11 protein-coding genes and 1 riboswitch are annotated in these 13066 nt (G+C 61.2%); of the genes, 5 read left to right on the top strand and 6 right to left on the bottom strand.

What is annotated here, in order from left to right; translation table 11 throughout:
* Nucleotides 1–64 precede the first annotated feature (64 nt).
* Entirely contained in the window at nt 65–820 is a 756-nt protein-coding gene (gene cobF, locus AWM69_RS09140) for a precorrin-6A synthase (deacetylating) (RefSeq protein ID WP_218726349.1), read from the top strand.
* 4 nt (nt 821–824) lie between these two features.
* Here the strand turns inward: cobF and AWM69_RS09135 are convergent, their stop codons facing one another.
* Nucleotides 825–1994, bottom strand: coding sequence for a glycoside hydrolase family 5 protein (locus AWM69_RS09135; RefSeq protein ID WP_131653951.1), 1170 nt, complete (start codon nt 1992–1994; stop codon nt 825–827).
* A gap of 144 nt (nt 1995–2138) precedes the next feature.
* Nucleotides 2139–3431: a glycosyltransferase gene (locus AWM69_RS09130; RefSeq protein ID WP_218726348.1), complete on the bottom strand. Its 1293-nt coding sequence runs from the start codon at nt 3429–3431 to the stop codon at nt 2139–2141.
* Nucleotides 3432–3672: 241 nt separating this feature from the next.
* Nucleotides 3673–3871, top strand: a riboswitch (cobalamin riboswitch).
* A gap of 92 nt (nt 3872–3963) precedes the next feature.
* On the opposite strand from AWM69_RS09130, the gene cobW reads away from it, so the two are divergent.
* The 4 genes from cobW to AWM69_RS09110 are packed head-to-tail and all read left to right on the top strand — an operon-like array spanning nt 3964 to nt 10513.
* The gene (gene cobW, locus AWM69_RS09125; protein ID WP_218726347.1) at nt 3964–5034 is read left to right on the top strand and encodes a cobalamin biosynthesis protein CobW; all 1071 of its coding nucleotides are present in this window, start codon (nt 3964–3966) and stop codon (nt 5032–5034) included.
* A gap of 3 nt (nt 5035–5037) precedes the next feature.
* On the top strand, nt 5038–8808 hold the full coding sequence (gene cobN, locus AWM69_RS09120) for a cobaltochelatase subunit CobN (protein WP_218726346.1): 3771 nt from the start codon (nt 5038–5040) through the stop codon (nt 8806–8808).
* Nucleotides 8809–8855: 47 nt separating this feature from the next.
* Nucleotides 8856–9857, top strand: a complete 1002-nt coding sequence (locus AWM69_RS09115; RefSeq protein ID WP_218726345.1) for an ATP-binding protein — start codon at nt 8856–8858, stop codon at nt 9855–9857.
* 26 nt (nt 9858–9883) lie between these two features.
* Complete coding sequence (locus tag AWM69_RS09110) at nt 9884–10513, top strand: VWA domain-containing protein (RefSeq protein WP_373274299.1); 630 nt, start codon at nt 9884–9886, stop codon at nt 10511–10513.
* 98 nt (nt 10514–10611) lie between these two features.
* Here AWM69_RS09110 and AWM69_RS09105 read toward each other — a convergent pair whose 3' ends face one another.
* The 4 genes from AWM69_RS09105 to AWM69_RS09090 form a co-directional block, all read right to left on the bottom strand.
* On the bottom strand, nt 10612–10878 hold the full coding sequence (locus AWM69_RS09105; protein ID WP_048380015.1) for a hypothetical protein: 267 nt from the start codon (nt 10876–10878) through the stop codon (nt 10612–10614).
* A 171-nt stretch (nt 10879–11049) separates the two neighbouring features.
* On the bottom strand, nt 11050–11574 hold the full coding sequence (locus AWM69_RS09100) for an AAA family ATPase (protein ID WP_218726344.1): 525 nt from the start codon (nt 11572–11574) through the stop codon (nt 11050–11052).
* Nucleotides 11571–12134, bottom strand: coding sequence for a nicotinamide riboside transporter PnuC (gene pnuC / locus AWM69_RS09095; protein WP_218726343.1), 564 nt, complete (start codon nt 12132–12134; stop codon nt 11571–11573). The genes AWM69_RS09100 and pnuC overlap by 4 nt, the downstream gene beginning before the upstream one ends.
* A gap of 125 nt (nt 12135–12259) precedes the next feature.
* On the bottom strand, nt 12260–13027 hold the full coding sequence (locus tag AWM69_RS09090) for a TSUP family transporter (protein WP_218726342.1): 768 nt from the start codon (nt 13025–13027) through the stop codon (nt 12260–12262).
* Nucleotides 13028–13066 lie beyond the last annotated feature (39 nt).

The following is a 13066-nucleotide window of genomic DNA, read 5'->3' as shown; positions in this document are numbered from 1 at the left end:
GCCGCCTTCTCAATATTCCTGCCAGCGACGACTAAACTTCCAGCTTGTTCGAGGATAAGACCCGATGAAAACACTGTTATTGATCGGCATGGGCGCGGGCGACCCGGAGCAGATCACCGTGCAGGCCATCAATGCGCTGAATCGTGCTTCGGTATTGTTTGTGATGGACAAAGGCCCGCTCACCGAAGACCTGGTCCGGCTGCGGCGGGATATCTGCGAACGTTACATCCGTACGCCGGGTTATCGGCTGGTCCAGGTTGATGACCCGCAGCGCAACAGCGCATCAGCGTCGTATACCGCAGGGGTTGAGGACTGGCACGCACAACGGGCGGAGGTGTTTGCGCAGCTGATTGCAGAGCAACTGGCCGACGGCGAGTGCGGGGCCTTTCTGTTGTGGGGCGAGCCGACGTTGTATGACAGCACCTTGCGTATCCTCGACCGGGTGCGGGCCAAGGGCTGCAACGACTTCGACTATCAAGTGATCCCCGGCATCAGCAGCGTCCAGGCGCTTGCCGCCCAGCATCGCATCCCCCTGAACCTGATCGGCCAGCCGATTCGCATCACCACCGGCCGGCGCCTGGTGGCCGAAGACCTGGACAACGTAGTGGTCATGCTCGATGCCCACTGCGCGTTCGAGGCGTTTATCGATGAGAACGTCGATATCTATTGGGGCGCCTACCTGGGCACCCCGGACGAGTTGCTGATGGCGGGCAAGCTGGCCGATGTGTGCGAACCGATCAAGCAGCTGCGCAAGGCGGCCAGACTGCGCAAAGGCTGGGTGATGGACACCTATCTGTTACGCAGGCGGCCTTCGGCGTAACGCCTTACTCCGCAGAGGACGCCTGACCCGCGGCCAGTCGCGCACGGATGGGTTCAAACGCAGCGGTGGCGCGACGCGGCACGGGGTCGGGCTGCCGGCGTTCGATGGCCTGCCAATAGGCCCAGGGCACCTTGGCCGTGCCCAGTTCGTAATCCATGCCATCCCAGGTGTCTTCGCGAAAGCTGTAAAACGCCCAGTGCAATCGGTTCTGGTCCAGCGCGCTGAGAACGTCTTCCAGGTATTGCCGGCAGTCCGGGAGCCTGCGCATGCAGCCGAACTCGCCTACGACCAGCCGGTTAACGGGCAATCGGTGCTTTTCGGCCCATTGCACCGGTATCTGCAGATACGAGGCGACGCCCGCCTTGTTCCACTGGCGCTGTTTGCCTGCAAATTCAACTCTTCCGGGGTAGCGATAAGGAACCGGACGGTTGATGTTGGGGGCACTGGTGGCAGCATAGGGCTCGTACATGTGCACGCTGTACAGCACCCGGGGATCGTCGAGGAGGCCGGGCCAATATTCAAAGGCGTCGGCGGCGGCGTACCAGCCGGCATCGACCATGATCGGCGTGCGTGAATCCACCCGGCGAATGGCGCGGATGACCTGGTTATAGAAGGCCGGCAGGTTACGTGCCGTCTGTTTGTGGCGGGCATACCAGGTGCGCATGGCCGCGGGCGACGCATGTTCCGGTAGCCGGGCCTGGCGTTCGGGGGCCGGCTCGTTGACCAGATTGTAGGCGGCTACGGCGGGGTGATCCTTGAGGGCGCGGGCCAGGTCTGCCCAGAATTGCGCCGATTGATCCCAATAGGTTTTGTCCTGCCACAGCCGGTCGTCGAAACGGTCGCCGTTGTTTTGTCGCCAGCGCATGCCCGGCAGTGACAACGGCGTGACCACAACCTTGAGCCCCGCCGCCTGGGCCCGGTCCAGCGTAGCCTTGAGCGTTGCCAGGTCTGCAGGCATCAGCCCGTTATAACCGTCTGCCGTACCCAGCAGGAAATCGCGCTGCTGCGGTTGCCATTTGTCATAGGACAGCCGGACCCAGGTGGCGCCATACCCTTTAAGGGCCTTGAAATAGTCCAGTGAAGGCGGGAGACGATTGAAACTGTTGCCACCGTGCTGCGGTGTGTTCCAGAAATCGATGGTTTCACCGGCCAGGGCGTTACTGTTCAGCAACATCAGGGCGAGTGCTGACACCTGCAAGGTTCTAAGCATGACGTGACTCCTGAGAAGACGGTACAGGGGTCGAACTTAGTCAGTTGCAGGTAAAGTGTCTGTCAGTCGCTTCCGAAATTTCAACGCTGGCTACGTGTTTGTACAGGCTCAAACCGTACGGTTTTTGGCTTCGATCCATTGCGACATGTACTGCGTACTTTTGTGCTGGTGATGACGCAGCATGGCCCCGGTGAAGTTGTTGCGACGGTGCTGCTCAAGGTGGGCGCGACAGGCTTCGATGCGTTGTACCAGTGCCGGGCCATGAGTCGCTTGCAGGTAGCGCTCGGCTAACAGGGTCCGGCCGTGCTGCTGGGCCTGATGCCAGGCCTGGGGGTTTTGGTACAGCTCGACGGCGCGGGCGGCAATGGCGCCCGCGCTTTGCTCGATGGCACCGGCCCACGGCAGGTCGCCGTGCATGCCTTCAGCACCCACGGGGGTGGTGACATTGGGGGTGCCGCAGAGCATGGCGTCGGCGATCTTGCCTTTAATGCCCGCGCCAAAGCGCAGGGGCGCCAGGCAGATTCGGGCGTTACTCATCACCGCCAGGGCGTCTTCGGCCCAGTTGAGGACATGAAAGCCTTGAGCCGGGTTATGCAGCGCGGTGGCTTTGGGCGGGGTATAGGCGCCATACACATGCAACTGCGCACCGGGCAGTTGCTGGCGGATCAGTGGCCAGATGCTGGTCTTCATCCACAGCACGGCGTCCCAGTTGGGGGCATGGCGGAAATTGCCGATGCTCAAAAAGTGCTGGCGACGGTCATAGGGCACGTATGTGTCGGGGACGCTGTCGACCATCAGTGGACACCAGTGCAGCAGGGCCTTGGGCACCTGGAATTGCTCGGTCAGCAGCTCGATTTCGTATTCGGAAATCATCAGGTTCAGGTCACTGCGGTAGATCGCGGCAATTTCCCGTTGCGCCAGGTCAGTGCCGGCCATCTGTTCAAAGGTTTCGCCCTGGGCCGGGGCGAACAGGCTACTGAAGTCGTCCTGATCGGGGGTGTGCTTGAGCCGTGCCTTGAGCTGCTGCTGGCGGGCGTCGCGCAGGCTCTGCAAATCCGAGGTTTCCAGCACGCGCAAGGCGTTCGGGCAGTGCTTTTCGACGCGCCAGCCGAACTGCTCTTCCATCATGAAACGGTCGAACAGGACGATGTCCGGCGCCAGTTCGCGAATGAACCCGTCAAAACTGCTGTTATTCAGCTCGATCGTGACTTCATCGATGCCCAGCGCCGCCAGATCGGCCTTGTGTTCGCCAACCCCGGCCGGGCTACTAAAGGTGATCTGCCAGCCGCACTGCAAAAAGCTCTCGATGATTTGCATCATGTGCCCGCCAGCGGCCGAAGAGCGCGGCTCGGGCCACACGTAACCGATAATCAGGACGCGGGTAGGGCAGGTGGACGACATGAACAGATCCTTGAAGCGCGGAGGCTGAAAAAAAAGCGGCAATTAAAGCACATATGCACTGCGGGTTTGTATGTCCTGTAGCCGCTGCCGCAGGCTGCGAGAGGGGGCGCAGCCACCCGCTTCTTGACGGCTCTTCGGCCCTTTTCGCAGCCTGCGGCAGCGGCTGCAAAGATCATGGGTCGCCGCGGTCGAGTGGCGCAAGGCCGCGTCCGTCACCCATTGACCTGTTACAAAGCACTGCGTAGCCTTGCGCGTTCGAGGTTCTTCGCGATGCGAAGCTAAGAAGGGAACGCGGTAAGCCGCGGCTGCCCCCGCAACTGTAAACGGTCAATTGCCCTGCCAGGCCACTGCTGAACCAGCGGGAAGGCGCAGGGCCGGTGTCAGCCCAGGTTGATGCCCAGCCGTAAGCCAGGAGACCTGCCTCGTGACAGATTCTTACTTCAACCGGGCGGGGTGATCCGGTGGCGAAGACTGACCGCGCGCACGTGCGTTCGTCGTCCCGTATGCCCGCCGCTTTGCCAAAGGGCATCCGATGAAAACACTGGCCAAAACCCCCGTCACCATCGTTACCGGTTTTCTCGGTTCGGGCAAAACCACCTTGCTGCGCCATATCCTCGATAACGCACAGGGCCGTCGCATTGCGATCATCGTCAATGAGTTCGGCGAGCTGGGTATCGATGGCGAAATCCTCAAGCAATGCTCCATCGGTTGCACGGAAGAAGAAGCCAACGGTCGTGTCTACGAGCTGGCCAATGGCTGCTTGTGCTGCACCGTGCAGGAAGAGTTCTTTCCGGTAATGCGCGAGTTGGTGGCGCGCCGTGGCGATATCGATCATATCCTCATCGAAACCTCGGGCCTGGCCTTGCCCAAGCCGCTGGTTCAAGCCTTCCAGTGGCCGGAAATCCGCAGCGCCTGCACGGTGGATGCGGTGATCACCGTGGTCGACAGCCCGGCTGTTGCTGCCGGTACGTTCGCTGCGTTCCCGGATCAGGTCGATGCCCAGCGCAAGCTCGATCCCAACCTGGACCACGAATCGCCGCTGCACGAGCTGTTCGCTGACCAACTGGCCAGCGCCGACCTGGTGATTCTGAATAAAACCGACCTGATCAGCCCGGCCGACCTGGAAAAGGTTCGCGCTGAAGTCGCTGAAGAGCTGCCGCCAGCCGTGAAAGTCATCGAAGCCAGCAGCGGTCGCCTGCCGCTGGACGTGCTGCTGGGCCTGGATGCCGGTTCGGAAGACCATATCGACGCCCGCCACAGCCACCATGACCATCACCACGATGGCGATGATGACCACGACGATCACGATCATGATGCGTTCGACTCGATTTCCATCGAGCTGCCGCAGGCTGAAGAGCGCGCACTGATGCAGGCCCTGAGCCAATTGGTAGTCGCTCACGGCATTCTGCGGGTCAAAGGCTTTGCCGCCATTCCGGGCAAGTCGATGCGCTTGCTGATCCAGGGGGTAGGCACGCGTTTTGACAAGCACTTTGACCGCGCCTGGGCGCCAGACGAGCCGCGTACCACCAAACTGGTGTTGATCGGTCAAGACCTGGACGCGGCGTTGCTTGAGTCCACCTTGCGCACAGCGTTGAGTGCTTAAACCATGCATTTGCTCAGGACCCAGCCCGGCGGCTTTGTAGCGGACGACAATATTGCCGACCTCGGCCAGACCCCCGCCGAGCTGGTGATCCTGTGCAGCGGTGATTCAAGCCTGGCACTGCTCGCAGACGCTGCGCAGCAGTTGCCTGAAGATTATCCAAGCCTGCGTCTGGCCAACCCGATGCAGGTGCAAAACCATGGCTCGGTCGACTTGTATGTCGATGAGGTGCTGCAGCACGCCAAAGTGATTGTGCTGTCGTTGCATGGCGGTATTGGCTACTGGCGTTACGGCATCGAACGGTTGGTGCAGTTGGCTGAGCGCGGAGTGACGCTGATCCTGGTGCCGGGCGACGATCGTCCCGACCCGGAACTCAGCGCCCTGAGTACGGTGCCGGCCGAGCACGCCGAGCGGCTTTGGCACTTTTTACGCCAGGGCGGACGACACAACGCGCTGCAACTCTATCGGTGCCTGGCCAGCCAATGGCTGGGCCGGGATTATCCGTGGGAGGAGCCGCGCACGTTGCCGCGCACGGCGATTTATCATCCGGCACACACCAGTCCCGGGCTCCAGGACTGGCAGGCCGACTGGCACGCCGGGCAACCCGTGGCAGCGCTGCTGTTTTATCGCTCGCACTTGCAAGCGGCCAACACCGCTTTTGTCGATGTGTTTTGCCAGCGTTTGCTGGCCGCCGGGCTCAATCCCTTGCCGATTGCCGTGGCCAGCCTGAAAGAGCCGGGTTGCCTGAACGTGGTTCAGGAGGTGCTCGACGAAGTCGAGGCCGGGGTGATTCTCAACACCACCGGGTTTGCCCAGTCGAGCCCCGAAGCGCCGCATCTTCGGCCGTTTCGACGCAATATCCCGGTGATCCAGGCGATCTGCGCCCAGGACAATCAGCCCGGCTGGGAAGCCAGCGAGCAGGGCCTGGGGCCCCGTGACCTGGCCATGCACATTGCCTTGCCCGAGCTGGATGGCCGGATCATCAGCCGCCCGATCAGCTTCAAGGACCTGGCATGGCGCAGCGAACGCAGCCAGTCGGATGTGGTGTGCTACCGCGCCCACCCCGAACGCATGGACTTTGTCGCTGAGCTGGCACGCCGCTGGATCGAGCTGGCCCGCCTCCCGAACCCGCAAAAACGCATCGCCCTGATTCTGGCCAACTACCCGACCCGCGATGGTCGAATTGGCAATGGCGTGGGACTCGACACCCCGGCAGCCGCGCTGAATATCCTGCGGGCCTTGCAGGCTGAGGGTTATCCGCTGGACGCGGAGTTGCCCGAAACCGGTACGGCGCTGATTCAAGCATTGTTGGGCGGCGTCAGTAATGACCTGGATACCCTCGACCTGCGGCCTTGCCAGCAAAGCCTGGCCCTGGATGACTACTGGGCGATGTTTCAGCGCCTGCCCGACGCCAATCGCCAAGCGGTGCTCGAACGCTGGGGCGGACCGGAAAACGATCCGATGTTCCGCAACGGTCGCCTGATGATCGCCGGTTTGCGCTTTGGCCTGACCTTTGTCGGCATTCAGCCGGCCCGCGGCTATCAGGTCGATGCCAGCGCGGTGTACCACGACCCGGACCTCGTACCGCCACACGCCTATCTGGCGTTCTACTTCTGGCTGCGCAACACCTATGGCGCCCACGCCATGGTGCATGTCGGCAAGCACGGCAATCTGGAATGGCTGCCCGGCAAGGGCGTCGGGCTGTCGGAACATTGCTGGCCTGACGCCATTCTCGGCCCGATGCCCAACGTGTATCCGTTTATCGTCAACGATCCGGGCGAGGGCGCCCAGGCCAAACGCCGCACACAGGCGGTGATCATCGACCATTTGATGCCACCGCTGACCCGTGCCGAAACCTATGGTCCGCTGCGCGATCTGGAGTTGCTGGCCGACGAATATTACGAAGCGCAATTGCTTGATCCGCGTCGAGCGCAGGAGCTGCAACGGGACATTCTCAAGCTGGTGCGCGAAACCCGCATCGACCGTGAGTTGCAGTTGGATGAGTCGCTGGGCAGTGACGCAGATGCAGCCATTTGGCTGCCTCGCCTGGACACTTACTTGTGCGACCTCAAAGAGTCGCAAATCCGCGACGGGCTGCATATTTTCGGCGAATCGCCAGCCGGGCGCTTGCGCATTGATACGTTGCTGGCCTTGTTGCGAATTCCCCGTGGCGACGGGCGCGGCGCCCAATCGAGTGTCTTGCGGGCGCTGGCCAACGCGTTCGAGCTGGGTTTCGACCCGCTGGACTGCGCGCTGGCCGAGCCCTGGACGGCGCACCAGCCCCGTGAACTGCTGCGGCTCAACGACGAGGTGTGGCGCACCGCCGGCGATACCCGTGAACGCCTGGAGTTGTATGCCGCACAGCTGATTGAACAGGCCCTGAACGGAACGCTGCGTTTGCCCGAGAGCGAACAATGGGCCGATGTGCGGGCCATTTTTGCTGAGCTGCTGGCCGGCGTGGCACCGCGACTGGATGCCTGCGGCCCGGCTGAAATGCAGGGCTTGCTGGATGCCCTGAGCGGACGTTTTGTGCCTGCCGGGCCCAGCGGTGCGCCGAGTCGCGGACGGCTGGACGTACTGCCGACCGGGCGCAATTTCTTCTCGGTGGATGTGCGCAACCTGCCCACCACCACCGCCTGGCGCATCGGTTTTCAATCAGCCACCCTGATCCTTGAGCGGCATTTGCAGGATCACGGCGAGCATTTGCTTCAGTTGGGCTTGTCGGTGTGGGGAACCGCAACCATGCGCACCGGCGGCGATGATATCGCCCAGGCCATGGCGCTGATGGGCGTGCGCCCGGTGTGGGCCACGGGCAGTCAGCGGGTGGATGACTTCGAAATCCTTCCGGTCAGCCTCCTGGATCGCCCTCGGGTTGACGTCACGCTACGGGTCTCGGGGTTCTTCCGCGATGCCTTTGCCAACCTGATCCGCCTGTTTGATGCGGCGGTACAGGCCGTGGCAGCGCTGGATGAACCAGACGAACTGAATCCCCTGGCCGCCAAGGTACGCAGTGAGCGCGAGCAACTGGAACGTGAAGGGCTGACACCCGAGGCCGCAGCGCGCCAAGCGGGTTGGCGTGTGTTCGGGGCCAAACCCGGCGCCTATGGTGCAGGCGTGCAAGGCGCGATTGACGGGCGTTTGTGGGAAAGCCGTGATGATCTGGCCGAGGTTTACCTCAACTGGGGCGGTTATGCCTATGGCGCTGCCGATGAAGGTACCGCGGCCCGTGGCCAGTTCGCCCGGCGCTTGAGCCAGGTGCAGGCGGTGGTGCAGAACCAGGACAACCGCGAACACGATGTGCTCGACTCCAATGATTACTATCAATTCCAGGGTGGCATGCTGGCAGCTGTCGAAAGCCTCAGTGGCCAGCAAGCCGCAAGCTATCATGGTGACCATAGCCAGCCGGACCTGCCGAAAATCCGTACGCTCAAGGAAGAACTGAACCGGGTCATACGCTCCCGGGCAGCCAATCCGAAGTGGATCGAAGGGGTCAAGCGCCATGGTTATAAAGGCGCGTTCGAAATGGCCGCGACCCTCGACAACCTGTTCGCGTTCGATGCGACCACCCAGTTGATCGACGACCATCAATACGCCTTGCTGGCTGATGCCTATGTGCTGGATCCGGACACCCGCGAGTTTGTCCGCGAGCATAACCCGCATGCCCTGCGCGACATGACCGAACGCCTGCTGGAAGCTCAGCAGCGCGGGTTGTGGAGCGAGCCGGGCGAGTACCGCGAAGCACTGGAAAACCTGCTGCTGGACATAGAAGAAGAATGACGGGCTTTTTGAAGTGATCAATATTCTGCCATTTGGAACCCTAAAACATGACTGACACCCCGCATTTCCCGTTATCGGCGGTGGTCGGCGCGCACGCGTTGAAGCTGGCGCTGTACCTGACGGCGATCGACCCGAAAATTGGCGGTGTGCTCATCGAAGGCCCGCGCGGTATGGCCAAGTCGACCCTGGCCCGTGGCCTGGCCGATCTGCTTTCCAGTGGCCAGTTCGTCACTTTGCCATTGGGCGCCACCGAAGAGCGGCTGCTGGGCACACTGGATCTCGACGCGGCGCTGGGGCAGGGCAAGGCTCAGTTCTCGCCGGGGGTACTGGCCAAGGCCGACGGCGGCGTGCTGTATGTCGATGAAGTGAACCTGCTGGCGGACCATTTGGTAGACGTGCTGCTGGATGTGGCTGCCAGCGGCACCAACGTGGTCGAACGCGATGGTATCTCCCATCGGCATGCCGCACGCTTTGTACTGATTGGCACGATGAACCCTGAAGAAGGGGAGTTGCGCCCACAACTGCTCGACCGTTTTGGCCTGAATGTGGCCATGAGCGGGCAGCCGCTACCGGCCGAGCGCAGCGACATCATTCGTCGGCGACTGGATTTTGATGCCGATCCCCAGGGGTTTTGTGCCCGCTGGGCAGATGAGCAGGGCCGCTTGCGACAACGTTGCCAACGGGCCCGCGAGTTATTGCCCCAGATTGCGCTGGATGACACCTCATTGGCCGCCATCACCGAACGCTGTTTTGCGGCCGCCGTCGACGGCATGCGCGCTGATCTGGTGTGGCTGCGGGCGGCGCGGGCCCATGCGGCATGGCGCGGGGCGCAGGCAATCAGTGCGGAAGATATCGAGGCCGTGGCCGAATTTGCCCTGCGTCACCGACGCCGTGAACCGTCGGCGCAAGCTCCGGCACCGGATCAGCCGCAAGCGCCATCCGGCTCGGCTTCGTCCGGTGCCGGGCAAGGTCAATGGGGTGAAATGCCCGCACAGCCTCAGGCCACGGGCGAGCGACGGGAAGTGCCGAGCTGGCCAAAAAAGCCTTAGGCATTCGCCCCCCATCGGCTGAGGGGGTGGATGCCAAACCCGAGGCAGGCCCGCTCAGCCATGGCAAACAGGGCGCCAGTCGCCCGGCCGGCCGGGGTGCAGTGGACTGGGTGGCGACCCTGCTGCGCGGGCGGCCCCGTGAGCACAAAGACCTGGCGTTCAAAACCCGCCAACGGGCGGCTCAGGAACTGTGGATGGTGGTGGTGGACGCTTCGGCTTCAACTCGCCGCCATCAGGCACTGGGTGATGCCAAGGGATTGCTGGCACAGCTGTTCGAGGATGCTTACCGCCAGCGTGCGCGTGTGGCGGTCATGACCGCCAGTGGCAGCGCGCCAGAATGGCATGTCAGCGGGAGCAAGGTGTCCGCGGCGTTGAATGACTGGCTGGCGACACTGGGCGCCGGTGGCGGCACGCCGTTGCTGCAGGCGCTGGAAGAGATGGCGGGGTGGTTGAGCACGCGTCGCCAGCGCTTTCCCGATGAGCAACAACGCTTGCTGGTACTGACCGATGGCCGCCTGAAAGCATGGGGGATGTTGCCGCAGGTTGAATGCCCCAGTGTACTGATCGATATCGAGCGCGGCCCGATACGCCTCGGCCGGGCGCGGCAACTGGCGACAGAACTGAATGCTGATTATCGGCACATCGATGGGGCGTGATACGGCTGGAGCAGGGGTTGGCTGCGATCTTTTGCGGCAATTGCCGGGCGCATCAAAAGATCGCAGTCATCGCGTCGAGGTGTTTACCCCGACAGACTTCAGGCTGGCATGACCCAAGGCTGCAGGGCGTAGCCTTCGCGGCTCAACTCGGCGCGGGCCTGGGCCAGCAGGTTTTCCAGTTGGGCGGCATCAGCGCAGACGCTGCGCGGGATCTGTTTGTGGCCAATAGGCGTGCTGGTGCGGTCAATGACCGTCAGGCTCAATTCGCCGTGACCGTCCTGGGCTGCCCAGGCAACGCACTGGAAGGGTTCAAAAGCGTGGCCGGCAATCAAAAGTGCTTCGTTGAAACGGAGCGGGGCGTTCATAAGGTCGTCTCTCAAATATGCCCATCAAGTGATTAACCGTCGGCTGGGCTTACCGTTCGGTTGGTTACTTGTACTGATGACTTCAGACCCGCTCCAGGTCACACATACTGAGAAAATTTTTAAAGAATTTTTTATGGACCTGATCCAGATCAACTTTTAAAGGTGCTGCAATCAACGCCCGAGCAGTTGCTCGACCGCGGCAAAGGCCTGTTGCTGACGTGCTTGCCAGTCGCCCGTGATCACTTGCGTGGGCTGGTGATGCTGTTCAAGCCATTGCCGGCTGGCGCTGAAAAAAGCCTGACGCTCGCTCAGCGAGGGCTGGCAGCGCTGACCGTCCGGCGTCCAGTCGACATTGTCGGGCGACAACAGCAGGTGCAAGTCGTAATGGCGGCGCAACAGCTCAGCCTCAAGCCAGTCAGGGCAATCACCGAACAGGGTTTGACTCCAGAGCATGTTGCTCAATAAATGGGTGTCCAGAATCAGCAGCTCCGGCTGCAGGGCGCGGGCTGCATCTTCCTGGGCCAATTGCCCGCGAGCGATCTGCGGAATGTCGGCCAGACAGGTGTCGCGAGGGTTCTGCTCGATGAAATAACGCACATATTCACCCACCAGAATCCCGCCAAACTGCTGCTGCAATTGAGCCGACAACCAGCTCTTGCCACTCGACTCCGGCCCGGCCAGTACGACTACTTTCATGTGCGCAGCGCCGGATCGGCCCGCCAGTCACGCCAGCCCTGAATCGCAATAACGGTGAACAGGGCGTACAAACCGGCGGTCAGGTACAGGCCCTTGTAGATGAACAAACCGACGAAAACCACATCGACGACAAACCACAAGGCCCAGCACTGCAACCGTTTTTGTGCCATCCACCACTGAGCAACAAGGCTGAAGCCGGTCAGGGCGGCATCGAGCCACGGCTGTGCCGCGTCGGTCCAGTGCGCCATGAGCGCGCCGAGCACTACGCTGCCGACTGCGCCGTAAGCCAGGCCGGTGCTGATTTCGTGAGGGGTGAGCGATGTTACCTGACGTCCTTCATGCAAGGCCCCGGCACGGGTCCATTGCCACCAGCCATAGATTTGCAGTACGGCGTATACCCCTTGCAGCAGCATGTCGGAGTACAGTTTCACCTCGAAAAATATCCAGCTATACAGCAACACCATCACCAACCCGATAGGCCAGCACCAGGGGTTTTGTTTGACTGTCAACCAGACGGCGATCACGCCGAGTGCGGCGGCGAACAGCTCAAGCCCTGACATTGGGATTCCTTGGAAAGGTGAAAGGGCCGGGATTGTAACCGCAGCCGTGAGCAGCAGCTACCCAAGCATGCCCTGCGCAGGTTTGGCGGGTGCCGGGGTGTTCACAACGGACAGGATCAAGCCTCTCAAAAGAAGATGGAAAACCCCATTCGGCCAATAAGAAACAACAACAGAATCAAGAAAAACACGCGAATAAAACCGCTGCCAAAACGCAATGCCAGGAACACACCGGTGAGTGAACCTGCAATATTGCAGGCGGCCACCACCCCGCCAATTGTCCAGAGCACATGGCCCGAAGGGATGAAAAACAGCAGGGCCGCGCTGAACGTGCCCAGGTTCACCAGCTTTGCTGACGCCGATGCATTCAAAAAGTCAAAGCCGAAGTATTTAACAAAAATAAAAAGCAGGAGGCTTCCACTTCCAGGTCCAAACACCCCGTCGTAGAACCCGATCAGACCGCCGAAAAATATACCCAGCAGCATCTCTTTTGTGCCGCATTGAATGTGTGAATGCACCAGCCCCAGATCTTTTTTGGCGAATGTATAACCGGCCATCGCGATCAGGACGAAGAAAACCACATATTCCATCACCTCCCTGGGAACGAGCGAAACAGAAAACGCCCCGAGGAAGGCAAATAAAAAGGCGGAAACCATCGTTGGCAGCATGAGCTTCCAGACGATTTTTATTCTTTTCAGGTAGCGAAAAATAGAAGACATATTGCCAGCCAGAACGGCCAGCTTGTTTGTGCCAAACACCGTTGCCAGGCTGTGCTGTGGTAAGGCGTGCAAGAGTGCTGGCACTTGTACAAGCCCACCTCCGCCTACGGCCGCATCAATCAGACCGCCACAAAACGCAAAAAAACCCAAGGTCACCAGAGCGGTATCAAAATCCATAAAGAGCATCCATGCGGGTTGTATCAGTGGTCATCATAG

It is taken from the genome of Pseudomonas sp. D1HM, from assembly GCF_019266105.1.
GTDB lineage: Bacteria > Pseudomonadota > Gammaproteobacteria > Pseudomonadales > Pseudomonadaceae > Aquipseudomonas > Aquipseudomonas taetrolens.
The sequence above is the reverse complement of the archived record's forward strand: the minus strand, read 5'-3'. Positions and strand labels throughout refer to the sequence as shown.

Bases quoted from the DNA above. Each gene is read 5' to 3' on its own strand.
- AWM69_RS09090 (WP_218726342.1), bottom strand. From the start codon at position 13,027: ATGGATTTTGATACCGCTCTGGTGACCTTGGGTTTTTTTGCGTTTTGT.
- AWM69_RS09105 (WP_048380015.1), bottom strand. From the start codon at position 10,878: ATGAACGCCCCGCTCCGTTTCAACGAAGCACTTTTGATTGCCGGCCAC.
- cobN (WP_218726346.1), top strand. From the start codon at position 5,038: ATGCATTTGCTCAGGACCCAGCCCGGCGGCTTTGTAGCGGACGACAAT.
- AWM69_RS09130 (WP_218726348.1), bottom strand. From the start codon at position 3,431: ATGTCGTCCACCTGCCCTACCCGCGTCCTGATTATCGGTTACGTGTGG.
- cobF (WP_218726349.1), top strand. From the start codon at position 65: ATGAAAACACTGTTATTGATCGGCATGGGCGCGGGCGACCCGGAGCAG.
- AWM69_RS09135 (WP_131653951.1), bottom strand. From the start codon at position 1,994: ATGTTGCTGAACAGTAACGCCCTGGCCGGTGAAACCATCGATTTCTGG.
- cobW (WP_218726347.1), top strand. From the start codon at position 3,964: ATGAAAACACTGGCCAAAACCCCCGTCACCATCGTTACCGGTTTTCTC.
- pnuC (WP_218726343.1), bottom strand. From the start codon at position 12,134: ATGTCAGGGCTTGAGCTGTTCGCCGCCGCACTCGGCGTGATCGCCGTC.
- AWM69_RS09100 (WP_218726344.1), bottom strand. From the start codon at position 11,574: ATGAAAGTAGTCGTACTGGCCGGGCCGGAGTCGAGTGGCAAGAGCTGG.
- AWM69_RS09115 (WP_218726345.1), top strand. From the start codon at position 8,856: ATGACTGACACCCCGCATTTCCCGTTATCGGCGGTGGTCGGCGCGCAC.